The sequence below is a fragment of the Actinoplanes sp. 13 genome, assembly GCF_056134165.1.
Genome location: NZ_JBVYOQ010000002.1, coordinates 466,857 through 483,744 on the forward strand (window position 1 = coordinate 466,857; position 16,888 = coordinate 483,744).

Annotated in this window: 12 protein-coding genes; 5 read left to right on the forward strand and 7 right to left on the reverse strand. The window is 72.2% G+C overall.

Annotated elements, in window-relative coordinates; translation table 11 throughout:
• The first annotated feature begins 54 nt into the window (after positions 1 to 54).
• Positions 55 to 648 (forward strand): TetR/AcrR family transcriptional regulator, encoded by a 594-nt coding sequence (locus tag AC0NH5_RS06710; protein ID WP_474401007.1) that lies wholly within the window; start codon positions 55 to 57, stop codon positions 646 to 648.
• Between the two features lie 16 nt (positions 649 to 664).
• On the opposite strand, the gene AC0NH5_RS06715 is transcribed toward AC0NH5_RS06710, so the two are convergent.
• The 5 genes from AC0NH5_RS06715 to AC0NH5_RS06735 all read right to left on the reverse strand — a co-directional run bounded on the left by AC0NH5_RS06715 (position 665) and on the right by AC0NH5_RS06735 (position 5,190).
• Positions 665 to 1,282, reverse strand: coding sequence for a CPBP family glutamic-type intramembrane protease (locus tag AC0NH5_RS06715; RefSeq protein ID WP_474401008.1), 618 nt, complete (start codon positions 1,280 to 1,282; stop codon positions 665 to 667).
• 65 nt (positions 1,283 to 1,347) lie between these two features.
• Positions 1,348 to 2,172 carry a poly-gamma-glutamate hydrolase family protein gene (locus AC0NH5_RS06720; RefSeq protein WP_474401009.1) on the reverse strand — a complete coding sequence of 275 codons (825 nt, stop codon included), beginning with the start codon at positions 2,170 to 2,172 and terminating at the stop codon, positions 1,348 to 1,350.
• A 12-nt stretch (positions 2,173 to 2,184) separates the two neighbouring features.
• A complete protein-coding gene (locus tag AC0NH5_RS06725; protein WP_474401011.1) occupies positions 2,185 to 3,081 on the reverse strand; it encodes an RNA polymerase sigma-70 factor in 897 nt (298 codons plus the stop codon).
• Positions 3,078 to 4,238: an NAD(P)/FAD-dependent oxidoreductase gene (locus tag AC0NH5_RS06730; protein WP_474401012.1), complete on the reverse strand. Its 1,161-nt coding sequence runs from the start codon at positions 4,236 to 4,238 to the stop codon at positions 3,078 to 3,080. Before AC0NH5_RS06730 ends, AC0NH5_RS06725 begins: the two co-directional genes overlap by 4 nt.
• A 79-nt stretch (positions 4,239 to 4,317) precedes the next feature.
• Positions 4,318 to 5,190, reverse strand: coding sequence for an isocitrate lyase/PEP mutase family protein (locus AC0NH5_RS06735; RefSeq protein WP_474401014.1), 873 nt, complete (start codon positions 5,188 to 5,190; stop codon positions 4,318 to 4,320).
• Positions 5,191 to 5,305: 115 nt separating this feature from the next.
• On the opposite strand from AC0NH5_RS06735, the gene AC0NH5_RS06740 reads away from it, so the two are divergent.
• Positions 5,306 to 5,950: a DUF2461 domain-containing protein gene (locus AC0NH5_RS06740; protein ID WP_474401015.1), complete on the forward strand. Its 645-nt coding sequence runs from the start codon at positions 5,306 to 5,308 to the stop codon at positions 5,948 to 5,950.
• On the opposite strand, the gene AC0NH5_RS06745 is transcribed toward AC0NH5_RS06740, so the two are convergent.
• Positions 5,929 to 6,156, reverse strand: coding sequence for a hypothetical protein (locus tag AC0NH5_RS06745; protein ID WP_474401017.1), 228 nt, complete (start codon positions 6,154 to 6,156; stop codon positions 5,929 to 5,931). The genes AC0NH5_RS06740 and AC0NH5_RS06745 overlap by 22 nt on opposite strands.
• Before the next feature lie 55 nt (positions 6,157 to 6,211).
• Between AC0NH5_RS06745 and AC0NH5_RS06750 the strand changes: the two genes are divergently transcribed.
• Complete coding sequence (locus AC0NH5_RS06750; RefSeq protein WP_474401019.1) at positions 6,212 to 6,919, forward strand: TetR/AcrR family transcriptional regulator; 708 nt, start codon at positions 6,212 to 6,214, stop codon at positions 6,917 to 6,919.
• An 89-nt stretch (positions 6,920 to 7,008) separates the two neighbouring features.
• Entirely contained in the window at positions 7,009 to 9,546 is a 2,538-nt protein-coding gene (locus AC0NH5_RS06755) for a M14 family zinc carboxypeptidase (RefSeq protein ID WP_474401020.1), read from the forward strand.
• A gap of 49 nt (positions 9,547 to 9,595) precedes the next feature.
• Here AC0NH5_RS06755 and AC0NH5_RS06760 read toward each other — a convergent pair whose 3' ends face one another.
• Positions 9,596 to 9,778, reverse strand: coding sequence for a hypothetical protein (locus AC0NH5_RS06760; RefSeq protein ID WP_474401021.1), 183 nt, complete (start codon positions 9,776 to 9,778; stop codon positions 9,596 to 9,598).
• Positions 9,779 to 9,922: 144 nt separating this feature from the next.
• Between AC0NH5_RS06760 and AC0NH5_RS06765 the strand changes: the two genes are divergently transcribed.
• Complete coding sequence (locus AC0NH5_RS06765) at positions 9,923 to 16,888, forward strand: NACHT domain-containing protein (protein WP_474401022.1); 6,966 nt, start codon at positions 9,923 to 9,925, stop codon at positions 16,886 to 16,888.

Genomic DNA, 16,888 nt, shown 5'->3' on the forward strand with positions numbered 1-16,888 from the left:
CTCTCTCGATTGGGTACGGACCGTACCCTATTGCGGTCAGGGTAGCGTGGCCGGGTGACCGAGGGGAAGACACGGCGGCGCGGGGCCGCGCTGGAGGAGGCGATCCTTGGTGCCGCCGCCGAGGAACTGACCGAGAACGGGTTCGCGGGACTGACCATGGACCGGGTCGCCCGCCGGGCCGGCACCAACAAGAACGCCATCTACCGGCGCTGGCCGGACCGGATCGCCCTCGGTGTCGCGGCGTACAAGCTGCTGGCCACCACGATCCAGCCGCCGGACACCGGCAGGCTGCGGGACGACGCCCTGGAACTGCTGCGCCGCGCCAACCGCCACTGGAGTTCGCCGCTCGGCGCGATCCTGCGTGAGCTGCTGGCGGCGGCCGGCGGGGCGCAGCGACTCCTCGGTCAGCTGCCGGACCAGTCCGGCGACGCGATGACGGCCATGTGGCTACTGGTGGTGGGCCGGGCCGTCGCCCGCGGGGAGGCCTCGCCGGAGGCCCTGCACCCGCGGGTCGCGACGGTGGCGATCGTGCTGCTCCGCAACGAGTTCGTCACGAGGGGCGCGCCGACCGCACCGGACGACGTCCTGGTCGAGATCGTCGACGAGGTCTTCCTGCCGCTGGTCCGTCATCGATCAGCACAGTCCTGAGTTGTTCCGCAGACTGCTACGCCGCGTGGTAGAAGAGCCGTCCCAGGCCGACCGTGAAGATCGTGAGGCCGTAGAGCGCGTGCTCCACCGCGACGGTGAACAGCGATCCGGTCCGCTGGAACCGGCGGGCGAAGAGCCACCCGCCGCCCACCGTCAGCACCACCGCGAGCACGTTGCCGAACATCAGGTGGGCGAAGCCGAAGGCCACCGCGCTCGCCACGGCGGCGCCCGCGCCGGTGCCGAAGACCGGGGCGTACCGCCGCAGCAGGAACGCCCGGAACAGCAGCTCCTGCGGATAGACCGAAAGCAGCGGATAGAACACGACGATGGCCAGCCACAGCCACGGCTGTGCACGCGGCATGTCGAAGAGGTGCCCGCGGTCGAGGACGGCGACACCGGCGACCGCGAGCACCGAGAACAACGCCCAGCGGGTGAGCATGCCGGGGAGCGCGGCGCGCAGGGCGCCGGCATGCCACAGGCCGGTGCGATCGAAACGGCGGAGGTACGCCCAGACGGCCGCCGCCGCGACCAGGAGCACCGGGATCGGCCCGCCCGGCACGTCGAGCAGGATGATCAGCCCGACCAGCCCGTAGAACAGCAGCAGATGTTCGGCCAGCAACCCGAGACGGAGCACGGCCGACCCTAACGGCGCCAGGCGGCGTCCGCGGGAAGTCCGGATGGCCGCCGGATGGCCCCGGGTCAGCCGGTGAGGGCCGCGCGGGTTCCCGCCACGAAGTCCCGGAAGACCTGAGTCGTGGTCTTCTTGCGTTCGAGGCGGGTGTGCTTGTCGAACATCAGCTTGCGCAGCCCGGTGGTGATCTCCAGCTGCACCCCGGCTTTTCGCTGGTTCAGATTGACGATGTTGTTCGGGTCGTCGCCGTTGAGTTCCGGCACCGCCACCGCGTCCCGCGCATCGATGGACTTGGCCCGGAGGGCCGCGATCACGGCAGCCTTGAGCGTGATGTCCCGGCCGCCGACCAACACCGCGGCATGGTTCGGATCGGTGAACTTCGCGGCCTCGGCGGTGCAGCCGTGCAGGGACACGGTGCGGCGGCTGGCGGCGACGGTGGCCAGCGCGACCGGGTCGTCGCAACGCGCGGACGTGACGTGCAGGATCCCGTTGCCGTTGGACATGATGCCTTCGAACATCCAGTAGTCGTAGACCGGGCCGCCGGTGGCCGCGCCGCTTTCCGGGTCGTAACCGGCGATCGCGACGCACAGCTCGGACGTGCCGAACTCGATGCCGCCGCCATGCACCGCGAGGATGGCCGTGTCGGGGAAGGGGTCACCGGGGCCGTCTTCGTCGTCCTGCGCGGCGTGCCGCCGGAAGCGCCGGGCCCAGTCGGTCCCCTCGGCGAACCGCGGGTCGGCGTAGAGCTCCGAGTTCCACTGGAACTCGTCCGCCACGCGGGCTGACGTGGTGAGCGGGGCGGCGTGGGCCGGGGTGCCGCCGGCTGTGACGGCGGGCGGGACCGCTGCCACACCGAAGGCGGCCAGGACGGTACGGCGCGAGACTGTGGACATACCGGCAGCGTGTCACAGAACCGGAAGGGGATGGGGGCGCCCGGAGGCGACCGCTGTCAGCTTCTCCGGGTTCGCCACGTTGTGCAGGATGACGATGCGGCCCTGCTCGTCCAGGTCCAGGCTGAGCGTGGCGAGCACCCGCCCCGCCCCGTCGAAGACCAGCCCGGCCGCACCGTTCAGCTCCACGATCCGCACGCTCATGTCGGCCGGCGCGACCCCCTCGTACGACCGGCTTCCGACCCCGGCCAGCCAGGCCGCCACCCGCCGCGCGCCGCTGACCGGGCGCATCGCCTGCCGGACCCGCCCGCCGCCGTCGGTCCAGAGGGTGACGTCCGGCGCCAGCAGCTCCATCAGCGCGTTGATGTCGCCGCCACCGGCGGCGGCGAAGAAGCGCTCGGCGACCTGCCGGTGCCGGGCGCGGGTGGCCGGGAACCGGGGCCGCCGGTCCCGCACGTGCCCACGCGCCCGGTGCGCCGCCTGCCGCACGGTCTCCTCGGAGCGTTCCACCGCCTCGGCGATCTCGCCGTAGGAGTACCCGAACGCCTCCCGCAGCACGAAAACCGCCCGTTCGAGCGGGCTGAGGCTTTCCAGCAGCATCAGCAGCCCGGACGACACCGAGTCGGCGACGACCGCGTCGTCGCCCGCGTCGCTGCTGGTCAGCACCGGTTCCGGCAGCCACGGCCCGACGTAGGTCTCGCGCCGCGCCCGCGCCGCGCGGAGCCGATCCATCGCCACGTTCGTCACGATCCGCACCAGATAGGCCTTCGGCTCGGCCACCCGGTCGCGATCCGCCGCCGACCATCGCACCCAGGTGTCCTGCACCGCGTCGTCGGCGTCGGCGACGCTGCCCAGGATGCGGTACGCCACCGAGAACAGCAGGTTGCGGTGGTCGTCGAAGGCGGCGGTCATCGCGTGAACCGCCCGCCACGCCGCCACGCGAACACCCCGGTGACGGGCATCCGGACCAGCCGCCGGAACGACGGCCACGGCGCTGCACTCACCGTCTCCTTGTACCAGACCGCCGCCCGCCCGGTCAGCACCGCGGATCGCGGGCTGCCGTCCGGCCGGGTGAACCCGACGACCGCGTCACCGCGGCCGAGGCTGACCGGCGTGTGCAGATATCCGAACCGGAACCGTCCCGGTGCCCGCCCGGTCAGCTCCCGCGCGATCGACCGGGCGGCGTGCACCCCGGTCGGCATGCCGCTCTGGCAGGTGCCGTGCAGCACGCCGAACGCCTGCCGGATTGCCGCGGCGTCCCCGACCGCGTACACCGCCGGGTCGCTCACCGACCGCAGGGTGTCGTCCGTGACGATCCGCCCCTGCTCGTCCACCGCCAGCCCCGCGGCCGCCGCCAGCCCGGTCGCCCGCACGCCGCCGGTCCACACCACCACGTCGGCCGGCACACTGTCTCCGCCGGCCAGCCGGACCGCGCCCGGAAGCACCTCGACGATCTTCACCCCGCTGCGGACCCGCACACCGAGCCGGTCCAGCGCCGCCCGCAGGTGACGCCGGGCCCGCGGGCTCATCGCCGCGCCCGGTTCGCTGCCGCCGATCAGCGTGACCGCGAGTCGCGGGTGCCGCTCGGCGAGCTCGGCGGCGGCCTCGACGCCGGTCAGGCCGGCGCCACAGATCGCGACGGCGCCGCTGCCCACTCCGGCCAGGCGCCGCGCGAGCGCTTCCGCGCCGGTCAGACTGTCCAGGTGGTACGCGTATTCGTCCGCGCCCGGGACTGCCGCGGTGTCGGCCGTACCGCCCAGCGCGACGACGAGCGTGTCGTAGCCGACCTCCCGCTCGTCGTCCACCCGCACCGTCCGCCCGCCCCGGTCGATCCCGGTCACCCACCCGGTGACCAGCTCCACCCCGGTGCCGGCGAGCAGCTCCGGCAGGCGCAGATCGGCCAGCTCCTGCCCGGTCGCTGTCTGGTGCAGCCGGAGCCGCTCGGTGAACCGCTCACTCGCGGTGACCACGGTGACCCGGACGTCGTCGCGCCCCCGCAGCCGGCCGGCCAGGCTCGTCGCCGTGGCCAGCCCCGCATAGCCGGCACCCAGAATCACGATCTCGTGCATCGTCCCGCTCCCTCGTCTCGTGCGTCGACAGACACGGGACGGGGCGATCCTCATCGGACGTGAACCGCTGTGGTCCGGGTCACGTCTCCAACACGCCGGGCACGTACCGGTCGTCGGGGCCGCGGGCCTCGTCGTGGTCGCCGAGCGCGGTGAACGCGGCCCACGGCATCCGGTCGACCGGGTCCGCGGTGCCGCCCTCGGCGATCGCCCGGTAGGTCAGCGAGGCCGCGCGCATCGCCGCGAGCAGCGCGGCGACCGGGTGCAGCACCAGTCGGACGCCGGCCTCGGCCAGCTCCGCGTCGGTGCCGGCCGGACGATTGCCGGTGGCCTCCGACCGGAGGATCACCAGAGGTACGCCGGGCAGCTCCCGATGCAGGACGGCCAGCTCGTCCAGGGATTCGACACCCGCCGGCAGCACCGCGTCGGCCCCCGACTCCGCGTAGGCCCGGCACCGCTGGATCGTGGTTTCCAGCCCGCGTAGCGCGTACACCTCGGTCCGTGCAATGAGCGCAAGGTCCGGCACCTGCTCGGCCAGCGCCGAGATCCGGGCCGCCGCCAGGCTGATGTCGACGATCTCCTGGCCGCTCACCGGCCCGCCGCGCTGCGGGCCGATCCGGTCGTCCAGGTGCAGCGCGGACACCCCGGCACGGGTGTAGGCCAGAGCGGTCCAGACCGCGTGCGACGGCTCGGTGTAACCGGCGCCGGCATCGGCGAGCAACGGCACCCCGTCCAGCGCCGGCATCAAAGTGGACGCGCGGTCGGCGATCTGGGTGGGCCGGCCATGACCGAGCTCCGGGCGCCCCGCCGCGATCGCCGAGACCGCCGCGCCGGACAGATGCACGGCCTGATGCCCGGCACGCACGGCGAGCGCGGCGGTCACCGGGTCGTAGACGCCGGGCACATGGGTGACGCTGGGGGCGGCGAGCAGCGCCCGGAAGGCAGTGGCGGTCATGATTGAGTGTGCAACGCGAACCCGTTTCCCGCTGGGTACGACGCGCGGATCTCGATCACGGTTCGGGCCGGGCGATCGGCACGCCGGGAGGCCCGGTGGTGGGACACTGCGGGGCGTGACCTTCCGTGGGTGGACGAGCGAGGCCCTCGAGTTCTACGACGGGCTGAGCGCCGACAATTCGAAGACGTACTGGACTGCACATCTGCCCGTCTACGAGGAGCGGGTGCGGGAACCGATGCGGGAGCTTCTCGCCGCGCTGGAGGGCGAGTTCGGGCCGGGGAAGATTTTCCGGCCGTACCGGGACGTGCGGTTCAGCACCGACAAGACGCCGTACAAGACGCACTGCGGGGCGTGGCTGGAGTCCGGCGGTTACATCCAGCTGTCGGCGGACGGGCTGGCGGCCGGGTCCGGTTATTACCAGATGGCTTCGGACCAGTTGGAGCGCTATCGCCGGGCGGTCGCCGCGGAGAGTTCCGGCACCGAGCTGACCGGGGTGCTCGACTCGATCAGGAAGGCCGGCATCGAGGTGCACGGCCACGGCAGCCTGAAGACCGCGCCCCGCGGGTACCCGAAGGATCATCCGCGGATCGCGTTGCTGCGCCACAAGGGCCTGACCACCTGGGCCGAGTGGCCGCCGGCCGCCTGGATGGGCACGCCGGCCGCGAAGACCCGGATCGTCGGTTTCCTGCGCGCCAGCCGCCCGCTGCGCGACTGGCTGGACGCTCATGTGGGCGCCTCTCAGCTGCCCGCCTCCAGATAGACCTCCACGTCGTAGAGCAGGCGCACCGGTTCGCCGTTGGTCACGCCGACGAAGACCGGCTCCCCGGCCGGGGTCCGGCCCTGCCGCCACACCTCGTCGCGTGCCGCGTCCCGCGAGTCCTTGTGCACGCGCCCGGCCCGGTGCAGCTCCATCACCTTGCGGGCGGTGCCGCGGTCGGTGTCCAGCTGGATGCGCAGGTGCGTCATGGGGCCGCCTCCTTATCAGTGTTAAGGGCAGTGAACACTGTAATAGAGTGAGGGCATGAGCGATTCGGTCTGGCTGCGCGACGACGACCGCAAGCCCCGGCAGGCGCCGCCACGACAGCCCCTGACCCAGGAGCGCATCGTGGGCGCGGCGGTGGCGTTGCTCGACGCGGACGGCGTCGAGGGTCTGACGATGCGACGGCTCGCCCGGCGGCTCGACGTCACCTCCACGGCGCTCTACTGGCACGTCAAGACCCGGGACGACGTCCTCGATCTGGCTGTCGACCATGTCTTCGGCGAGGTGCCGATCCCGCCCGGCGGCGACTGGCGCACCGACGTGCGCGCGCTGTTGTGCGGCTGGCGGGCCACCATGCTGGACCATCCCTGGGCACCGGCCCTGATCGGGCGGCCGGCGCTCGGCCCCAACGTGCTCGCCCGCACCGAGTTCCTCCAGGCCGCCCTGACACGCGGCGGCCTCACCGGCACCGACCTGGCGGTGACCACCCGGCTGTTGGCGAACTTCGTGATCGGCACCGCCCTCACCGAGGCGACCTGGCGCCGCACCGCGGACGCCGGCGGCCGGGCGGAGGCGCGGAAGCGGATCGCGGAGTACCCGACGCTGCGGGACTCCGGCCACCTCGACGAGTCACGCTGGACCGACGACGAGCTTTTCGACAGCGGCCTGAGCCGGATCCTGGACCGGGCCGGGATGTCGCCGGCCGCGCACGATGTGTCGAAAGAGGGCGAAGCCACGGCGGGCGAATGACCTGATCGGTATGGTCAATCGACCAGATAGATCATTGCGCATGGCCGGGTGGTCCGGGGAGGGTCGAAGGATCCCAACGGAGGTGCTTTGTGGAGTTGTCACGAACGTTGGCCGGATTAGGCACCGCGCTGCTGGCCACCGCCCTGCTGACCGGGCCCGCGGGGGCGGCGCCGGTCGGCGGCGGGCCGTCGACGCGGGACTTCGGCAACGGGCCGGAGCGCAACGAGGTGGCCGCCGTCGCGGCCGAGACGCTGTCCCTGCGGACCGCCCAGCAGGCCGTCGGCCAGGCCGGCGCCGCCGGCCGCTGGACGCCGAAACACCGCGGCTATCCCCGGCAGACGACGCTGCCGGTGTGGCCCGTCGATCCGGACGACCGGAGCATCAAGCTCGGGCTCATCCCGTACCACGAGATCGCACCCAAGATCAACGCGCTGCAGAAGGCCTCCGACCGGGTCTCCGCGGAGATCATCGGTAAGTCGGCCGGCGGCCGCGACCTCTATCTCGTCACCCTGACCGCGCCGGAATCGGCCGCCGAGGCGGCCCGGCAGGACCGCTGGCGCGCTCTGATCGAGGACGATCCGGTCGCCGCCAAGCGGGACCGGTCGCTGCGCAGCGGCTACAAGACGCCGGTCTGGATCAACGCGAACATCCACGGCAACGAGTGGGAGGGCACCGACGGCGCGCTGCGCGTCATCGAGCGCCTGGCCACCGCGACCGACACGGCGACGAAGGACTTCCTGCGGCGCAGCCGGGTCTATGTGACAGTCACCAACAACCCGGACGGCCGGGTCGCCGGCACCCGGGCCAACGGCGCCGGCTTCGACATCAACCGCGACCACGCCACCAGCTCGCAGCCCGAGTCGCGGGCGGTGCGGGACGTGGTGATCGGCACGCAGCCGTTCGTGATGCTCGACGAGCACGGCTACACCGGCACCACGCTGATCGAGCCGGCCACCCCGCCGCACGGGCAGAACTACGAGTACGACCTCTACATCAAGCACGCCCTGCCGAACGCGGAGGGCATGGAGGCGGCGATCCAGAAGCTCGGGTACGCCGAGACCACGCGCGCGGACATCCCGTTCCGGGATTACGCGCCCGGTGACTGGGACGACTGGCCGCCGATCTTCACCCCGATGTACGCGATGTACCAGGGCACCGTCGGGCACACCGTGGAGATCCCGCTGCGGGTCAACAACGCCGACTACACCGGCCTGCCGGTCGAGGAACTGCGCCGCCGCTCGGCGATCAACACCGACGTCGCGGAGGCCACCATCGAGGCCGCGCTGACGTACTCCGACACCAACCGGGCGAGCCTGCTCGCCGACCAGATCGAGCAGTTCCGCCGCGGCTGGGCCGGTGCGCCCTCGCCGACGATCCCGGACGGTTTCGTGCCCGGCTTCGGGGCGGAGGACCGGTACTCCACGACGTTCCCGCGCGCCTACGTCATCCCGGAAGGCACCGCTGCCGCCGCGCGCCTGGTCAACCACCTGGTCGACCACGACGTGCGGGTCACCCGCGCCAAGCACGACTTCCGGATGAACGGCAAGCGGTACGCCGCCGGCACCTACCTCGTCGACATGCACCAGCCGAAGCGCGGCCTGGCCAACGTGCTCCTCGAGGCCGGCCGGGACATCTCCGACCTGGTGCCGCAGATGTACGACATCTCGGGCTGGAGCCACCGCCTGCTCTGGGGCGCCCCGGTCGACATCAGCCGTTACGCCGCGCCGAGGGTGGCGGTCGCCAAGGTCTCCCGGGCCGCGGCGACCGGCGAGGTCGACGCGCCTCGCGGCAAGGATCTGGCGCTCACCCTGCGCGACGGCACCGACGTGCGTGCGGTCAACGAGCTGCTCACGCTGGGCATCAAGGTCCGGCAGACCGGCGCGGGCACGGTCGTGGTGCCGGCCGAGGCGCGGCGCGAGGCCGCGTCGATCGCCAAGAGTCTGGGCGTACGATTCACGACCGCGCCTCGTGGCCCCCGGGGCACGCCGATCTCCCCGCCGGTGATCGCCGGGGCGGTCTCCGCCGACGAGCTGTTCGCGCTCACCGAGATGGGCTTCCAGGTCCGCACCGTGTCGACGGCGACGCTGAACGCCGGCACCGTCGACCTGTCGGACGTCGACACGCTGCTCGTCTCGTCCGGCCTCTCCTACACCGCGCTGAACGCCACGGCCCGGGCCGCGGTCGACGCGTACCTGGCCAGGGGCGGCGGCGTGGTGACCCGCGGCGCCACCGGCGCCGCCTTCAACGCGGCGGCCCGGGTGCTCCCGGCCACCGCGGTCGCCGGCCGCGGCGACGCGAACGGCGTGGTCAACGTGGTCAACACCGGCCCGGTCGTGGGTGCCGGGTCGCTGCCGCACTCGTTCGTCTACTCGCCGATCTGGTTCACCGGCACCGGTTTCACGGTGGAGCAGCGTTACGGCGCGGACCCGCTGGTCGCCGGCCACTGGCTGCCCAACGACGCCGGCACCAACGGCCCGGCCCAGGCGGCCGGCCAGGCCGCGGTGGTCTCCGGCACGACGGCCGGCGGCGGCAACGCGGTCCTGTTCGGCACCGAGCCGCTGTTCCGTGCCCACCCGAAGGGCCTGTACGCGCAGTACGCCAGGGCGCTGTTCTGGTCCGCCTCGTAACCACAAAGTGAGCGGTGGCGGGCCACCCGGCCCGCCACCAGCAGCTCTCTCACCGCTCCGGCCCGCCCCGGCGCACCAGTAGGGCCAGGACCTCGCGCGCCGCCCGGCGGCGGGCCGGAGAACGGGCGAGCATCGCCGTGAGCGCGGTGCCAGTGATCGTTCCGGTGTAGACCAGCGCCGCGATCCCGGCAGTCACCGCGGCGTCAGGAAAGAGAGCAAGAAAGGTAGACATCGGCGACTCCTGCCGTGAAAGGTTCGGTGTCCCCATTCGGCCCGTCCGGACAGTTTCCGGCGACGTCCCGCCGGTCTACTGTGCCGATATGCGGGCACGACGCCTCCCTGTCCGGATCCGGAGACGGAACGGCCGGCCGCTTTGGTGACGGACGCCGCCGCCGTCGGCCGCTTCGCCCAGGAGCTGCGCCGGCTGTACGACGCGGCCGGGAGACCGCCCTACCCTCAGCTGATTCAGCAGGCGGCCCGGCAACCGCAGCGGATCGACCTCTCTGACAGCAGCCTCAGCGAGTGGTTCGGCGGCAAGGCCGTGCCGTCGAGCCAGGTTGCGGTCCGATTCCTGGTCGCCTCGTTGCAACAGCAGGCTCAGCGCCGGGGGTTCCCACCGACGATGCCGATCCAGGAATGGCTCATCCTGCACCGGCAGGCCAAGGCGGCCCGCCGGGCGAATCGCGGTGGTCGCCCCCGGAACCCGCCAGCCGGAACTCCGCCTCCGCACCCGGCCGCCGTGCCGCCCGCGCTGGCGGAGTTGCTGCAGTTCATGCGCCAATACGCGGAGGAACTCCCGGACTCCACGCCGGGTCAGTACCGGCAGGCCCTCTCCAGCGTCTACGTGCGGCAGAACGTCGCCAGTCCGGTCGGCGTGCGGCAGCAGGTCTGGGATCCCGACCTGGACGAGCCGGCCATGGTGGAGGAGGACCGCCGGGTCACTCGTCTCGCCCAGCCGTTCGAGGAGGTGTTCGACCAGTACGACCACTTCGTCGTGCAGGGCGCCGCGGGTCTCGGCAAGTCGACGCTGGGCCGGTTCCTGGTCGGTGATCTCACCGACCGCCTGGTGACGAACGGCGCGAGCGAGGGCCTGGTGCCGCTGATGCTGCCGGCTCGTATCCTCGCCGCGCACTCCGGGCGCTTGTGGGGCGAGGCCCTCGCGGCCGCTGTCACCGACGAGTACGGGTTCTTCGGCAGCGACGTGGTGTCGGCGGAGACCTTCACCCGTCCGGTCGGTGGCCGCCGGTGGTTCATCGTGATCGACGCCCTTGACGAGATCCCGAATCCGGTCGACCGCGACCGCCTGCTCAAGGCCCTCTACATGCGGATGGCATCGCCCGGCGCCGCGCGCTTCCTGGTGACCAGCCGTCCGCTCGCCCCCGGCGAGACCGCCCAGCTGCAGGGCCCGCGGGTGGGCTTCTTCGAGCTGCAGCCGTTCGACACCGCGGCGCTGGAGAGGTTCGCCGCGCGACGGTTCGACCCGTTCCAGACCACGGCCGGCGCGGCGGACGCCGCCGAGTTCCTGGCGCAGATCCGTCGTGCTGGTCTCGAACAGGTGCTCACCGTGCCGCTGCTCGCCACGGTGGCCGCGAAGGTTTTCGCCTCCCGCCGCCGGGACCAGCCGCTGCCGTCCAGCCGCTACGAGCTGTACCAGGAGTACATGGCCGAGTTCGCCGGTCGCAGCATCCCAGCCGCCCAGGCGTTCGCCGGGATCGGTGACGACCGCCTGCACGCCTGGCTGGAGAAGAACAGGACGTCGCTGCTCGAGCACCTCGCCATCCGGTACACGCAGAGCGAGACCCCGCTCGCCGTGGTGGCCGACGAGTACCTGCGCGAACGGGCGCCCCTGCCGGCAGCGTTACCAGCCGGGTGGCAGAACACCGTGGGTCACTGGCTGGCCCGGACCGGCCTGCTGGGACGGCACGGGGTCCGGCTGCGCTTCCTGCACCAGACGTTCGCCGAGCACCTGGCGGCCGACGCCCGGGCGCGCGACCTGCCGGAGACCTTCACGCCGTCCGGGCCGGTGTGGCGCGATCTGATCAGCCGCTTCCTGTTCGACGACGAGGCCGCGGAGCTGACGCTGGTCCACTACCTGCACATGCATGCGGCGGGCCACGGAGTGCTCACCCACCTACAGGACCGCAGCCAGAGCGAACGGGAGCACGCCGGGCGGCTCATCGCCCAGGGCACCCCGTGTACCGACGCGGAGCTCGTCGCGATGCTGGACATGGCCGAAGCGCAGATCCTGGCCGGTTCGTACGTCGCGGAGTTGCGGAAGGCGGCCGGACTGTGCCGGCACCTCGTGGTGCGAGAGCGGTTGTGGGGATGGCTCCATGACAACCGTACGCCGCCGACCGCCAGAGCCGCGGTCGTCGACGTGCTGCGCGAGCACGACCCACGGGTGGTCCAGGAGGGCGCCGGCACCCTGGAGCGGCTGCTCCGCGAATCTGGTCGCCCCGGGAGCGTCCGGATCGACGTGGCGGAGGTGCTCGCCCGCCTCGGCGGCCGCTACACCTCCGTAGCGGCTGACACGTTGCGCGCCATCGCCGCCGACACGGACGCACCGGGCGACGACAGGTTCGGGGCGGCAGAGGCGCTCGCCGCAATCGGCACCGAATTCCGCACCGAGGCGGAAACGCTGTTGTACCAGCTCGCAGCCGACGCGACGGTGGATCGGACCGACCAGATCTCCGCCGTCGAGGCGCTCGCGAGGCTCGGGCCGGAGCAGCGGACCCGGGCGGCGAGCCTGCTCGGCGAGTTCGCCGATGACACCACCGCGAGCGTGAGTGATCGCCGTGCCGCCGCGGAGAGCCTCAGCGCGCTCGGAGGTGACAGCCGGACCCGTGCCATCAGCGCCCTCCGGCAGCTCGAGGCTCTCCAACCGGCCGACGCCGACGAGATACCGCTGGCTCGGGCAGCGGCGGCGTTGCTCGAACCGGACGGCCGTGACCGGGCGGCGCAGATCCTGTACGACGCGGCCACCGATCCGTGGAACACCTACTGGGGCCGGTACAACGCGGCCGACGAGCTGTCGAAGCTCGGCGGCCGCGACCTCGACCGGGCCGCCCGGATTTTGCACGACATGGCCAAGAAACCGATCGAGGCGGGCGTTTTCCGGAGCTTTTCCGCGGCGGACCGGCTCGCGGATCTCCCGCGCTGCCGCGAGCTGGCGATCGACGCGCTGACTGCCCTGGCCGAGAATCCCCTCGTCCCGCCGGGTCAGCGGCTCAACGCGGCGGGTCGTCTCGCTCTGCTCGGTCCCGACGCGCGCTCGTCCGCGGCGCGCGTGATGCTGCGCATGGCCACGAGCGAGCATGCTGCCGGCGATCGTGCGGAGGCCGCCTTGCAGCTGGCCAAATTCGGTGACGACAACCATCGGGCCATGGTGGCCCTGTTCCAGGCGACGCTCGACGATCCGCGGGTGGCCCCGGTCAGCCGGATCGTCGCCGCGGCGGTCCTGGTGACGTTGCGGCCGACGTCCGGAGCGGCGCTGGCGGAGACGCTGTACCGGTTGGCCGTCATGTCCGGTGCGTATGCCGACGCGCAGAACCGGGCTGTCGACGCGCTCGCTGTGCTTCCCGCCCCGAGCCGGCACCTGGCGCGCGACCTGCTGCGTGCGATGGCCGCCGACCAGGCGCTGAACCCCTATGAACGTCGCAATGCGATCCACAAGCTGGCGGCTCAGGAAGACGACTGCCGGGCCGAGGCCTGGGCGATGTTCGACGACATCCTCGCCGACCTGGAGTGGAGCCCGCAGGACCGGGCCGGTCTGCTTTCGTACCCTCAGGATTTCGGTGATGCCCGCAGAGAAGCTGCCACAGAAATGCTGCTGGCGGCTCTGGAGGATCCCTGGTCGGAAGACGTCTACTACCGAGGTCTCCTCTCCGACCTGGAGACGCTGTCCAGCAGCGCCGTGGTCCGCTGGATGCGGAGCGCAGGCGAGGACCGGACGAAGGACCTGACGAATCCGTACGGCGGATACGATTACTCGGACTTCGGCGCTCTCGAACGGCTGCTCCCGGGCCTGGCCGTGCGGTTGCACGACCGCGTGCAGCAGGACCCGGCGGCATCGGTGGTGCATCGGTGCCGTGCGGCCACGGCGCTCGCGGCATTGAGCGAGGACTATCGGCAGCATGTCATCCGCACTCTCGAACAGGTCGGCGGCGATCTGACAGCCGGCGATCGAGGCCGTATGCTGGTCGACGCGCTGGCCGAGGCCATGCGGGAATCCGATCGGCGGATCTTCGTGGCGGCACTCGGTGCCTTCACTCTCGACGGCGACATCGTCCCGTCGTTGCGAACCGAAGCCGCGGATTGGTTGGCGACGGAAGGCCCGGACCACAACGCCGCCGTCGTGGAGGCATATCGGCGAGTCGGCGCTGATTCACGGCTGGATGCCGGCACGCGTTCGTGGGTTGGCAGGGCTCTCGAAGGGTTGGACCCGGCGCGCTCGGCAGACCTCCACCATGAAGTCGCCACAGGGCCGGACGCCATGGAGACGACCCGCCTCGATGCGGCGACGCGACTGTTGTCGATGAGTGACCCGCGAGGCCACGCGTTGCTGGCCGAGCTCATGCAGAGATGCGTGAACCCGTTCATTCCCGAATGGGAGAGGCAGCGGCTGGTGCAACCGTTCCCGGGCCGTGGTCATCAGTTCCCTATGGACTACGCCGGTGCCCTCACGCGGTTTCTGACTGATGCGTCGATGGCGCCGAAAACGCGTCTGAGTGCCGGTCGCAGCCTTGCCGAACTCGGTGCCGAGCACGCGGCGCGGACCGCGGAGGTGGCCGAGGGCCTGCTGAACGATGCGGGCACGAGCCCGGTCGATCAGATTACCGGGGCCGCTCTCCTGGCCTGGTTGCGACCCGAAGCCCGGGCCGCGGCCCGGCGGGTGGTCGCCTCGTTCGTGTCCGCGGGACCGATGGACGATCGGGTCCACCTCGCCCAGCACCTCGTCGCACTGGGCGGTGACAGGGCCGACGCCGGACGTGTGCTGGCTGCCCAGGTCGCCGATCTGTCGCTGCCGGACAGTGACCGGATCGCAGCCGCCGAGGCGTGGTTGCGCCTGGGGCGTAGCGAGCGGGACCAGGCGCTCGCCGCGATCGGGGATGTGATCTTCGATGGCAGCATCGAGCCGGAGAGCCGGATCCGTCTCGCCGTCCTCCAAGCTCCGGCTGGCACCGCGGCGCAGGTTGCGGCGATCGGGGTGGTGAGCCGCATCGCGGAGTCGGCACAGGTGGGCGTCCACGACCGGCTGGCCGCTTATCGCCACCTGGCGCGGGTCGATCGACACCGCCGGCCGGACATCGCCGTGGCGCTGCGCGCGCTCGCGGACGACCCAACTCAGCCCCTGTGGGCTCGGGCCGACGCGGCAGAGGCGCTCCACGCGATGGACGAGGACCACGACACGGGTGCCGCCGGCTTGCTGACCGCCTGGGCAGCAACTGATGCCCTGCCGGTGAGCTCGCGACACGCGGCAGTCGTGAGCCTGTTGGGCCTCGGGCTGGCACACCGGAGAAATGCAGCGGAGCTGCTGGCCGGGATCACGAACCAGCCGACGCCGGACCGCGACGATGGCGCCGAAGCTCTGGCGACGCTGGCGCAGATCCATCGTGGATATCGCGACGAGGCCGCCGCGGCGCTCCGGAGTGCTGCCGCGGACCCGTGTGTGGCGCCCGCCCGGCGACTGCGGGTGCTCGAACTGCTCTCCACGCTCGGCAACGCCGGCGGCGAGGTCGCGGTGCTGCTGACCGGGATGGCGGGCGACCCGGCCCTGGCCTGCCAGCACAGGGTCGAGGCTGCCGCCGCGCTCTTCCGGCAAGGCGCCCGGCACCGGGAGAGCGCTGCCGGCCTTCTGGCCGCCCTCGCCGGCGACCGCGGTCTGGAGGTCGACGACCGGGTCAGCGCCGCCTGCCGGTTGGGTGAGCTCGACGCCTCCGCCGATCGCGCGCTGGCGCTGCTGCAGGTACTCCTCACCGAGCCCGGAGCGACGCGCACCGTGGCGTCCACCGTCGAGTTCTTCGAGGGCCGCGGCAGGGAGACGGCTCTGCGTTCTCTGGACGCGCAGCTGAACCGTCTGGAGACGGCCGAGCGGCTCGACGCCCTCACCGAGATGAGAAGGCTGGGACCACAAGCCCGCCTCGTCGCCGCCGATCAGTGGGAGCGGATCACGGAGACCGGCTCGCCGCTGCACCGTGCCCTCGCCGCCGCGGCGCTGGTTCAGCTCGACCTCCGGCACGACGGTCTCGCCGCGCGACTGCTCGCGGAGGTCGCCGCCGACCGCGCCGGCCAATCGGCGGAGGAGCGGCTGCGCGCCGTGTACGAGTTGGTCCGCCTCGGCGAGCCGCACCGTGCGGCGGTGGTCCGACTGCTGCACGAGCTCGCCGGGGACGACGGGGCGCGGGTCTGGGAGCGGCGGACCGCGGCCGGGCTGCTCGCCCGTCTCGGTGTGGCGCACCGGACCGAGGCGGCGCGCCTGCTCGGCGCACTGGCCGCTGAAGCCGCGGCTGATCCCTGGGAGGTGATCGCCTGCGCCGAGATGCGGGCGGCGTTGGACGACGAGGAGGTCGCCAGCTGCGTGCGGATCCTGGACACGCTCGCCCGAGATCTGCACGACCCCGGGCAGGCCTGCCATGCGGCCACGCGGCTGATGTCCTACGGACCCGTGGTGCGGCCCGCCGCTGTGGATGCACTACTCCGGATCGCCCGGCATCCCGAGGCGGGCGTCTTTGTGCGCGCTGATGCCGCGGCACTGCTGATGCAGTCGGGCGGCGGAGACGCCGTGCTCGGCCGGGAAGTGTACGGCGAATTGCTCGGCGATCCGGGCCGGCCTCTACCGGATCGAGCGTTCCTGCACGCCGGTCTTGCCGACATGGACGCCAGGGAGAAGCCACGGGCCGCCGAGGCGCTCTGTCAAGTGGCACAGGACGGCGAGTGGCCGGTCGCGGACCGGCAGAGGGCGGCTTCGGGGCTGGTCGGTCTCAGCGTCGAGGCACGCCGGCTCGGCCTCGGGGTGGCCCGTGAACTGTTCGCCGCACCGGATCCGATGGTGCGCGTTCTCGCCCTCGGCGCCGTTGCCGGCTGGGACGCCACGGTGCGCCCGGCCGCTCGCGACAGCTTGACCGGTCTCGCGCTGGACGATCTCACGCCGGGCGAGCTGCTCCAGGTGGCCGCCGTGTGCACCGGTGAGAGACTGGGCACCCGCGGTCTGGCCACGGCGTTGCGGCGCCTGGCCCGGAATCCGGACGTCACCGCCGGCGACCGGCAGGACGCGGTCAGAGCGCTGCGCCGGATCCCTCAGCCGGACGCGCTGTTCGAGCCAATCGGAGCTCTGCCGCGCTAG

What these genes read in the sequence shown, in the direction of transcription:
- AC0NH5_RS06720 (WP_474401009.1), bottom strand. Translation starts at nt 2,172, where the DNA reads ATGTCCACAGTCTCGCGCCGTACCGTCCTGGCCGCCTTCGGTGTGGCA.
- AC0NH5_RS06725 (WP_474401011.1), bottom strand. Translation starts at nt 3,081, where the DNA reads ATGACCGCCGCCTTCGACGACCACCGCAACCTGCTGTTCTCGGTGGCG.
- AC0NH5_RS06730 (WP_474401012.1), bottom strand. Translation starts at nt 4,238, where the DNA reads ATGCACGAGATCGTGATTCTGGGTGCCGGCTATGCGGGGCTGGCCACG.
- AC0NH5_RS06735 (WP_474401014.1), bottom strand. Translation starts at nt 5,190, where the DNA reads ATGACCGCCACTGCCTTCCGGGCGCTGCTCGCCGCCCCCAGCGTCACC.
- AC0NH5_RS06745 (WP_474401017.1), bottom strand. Translation starts at nt 6,156, where the DNA reads ATGACGCACCTGCGCATCCAGCTGGACACCGACCGCGGCACCGCCCGC.
- AC0NH5_RS06750 (WP_474401019.1), top strand. Translation starts at nt 6,212, where the DNA reads ATGAGCGATTCGGTCTGGCTGCGCGACGACGACCGCAAGCCCCGGCAG.
- AC0NH5_RS06760 (WP_474401021.1), bottom strand. Translation starts at nt 9,778, where the DNA reads ATGTCTACCTTTCTTGCTCTCTTTCCTGACGCCGCGGTGACTGCCGGG.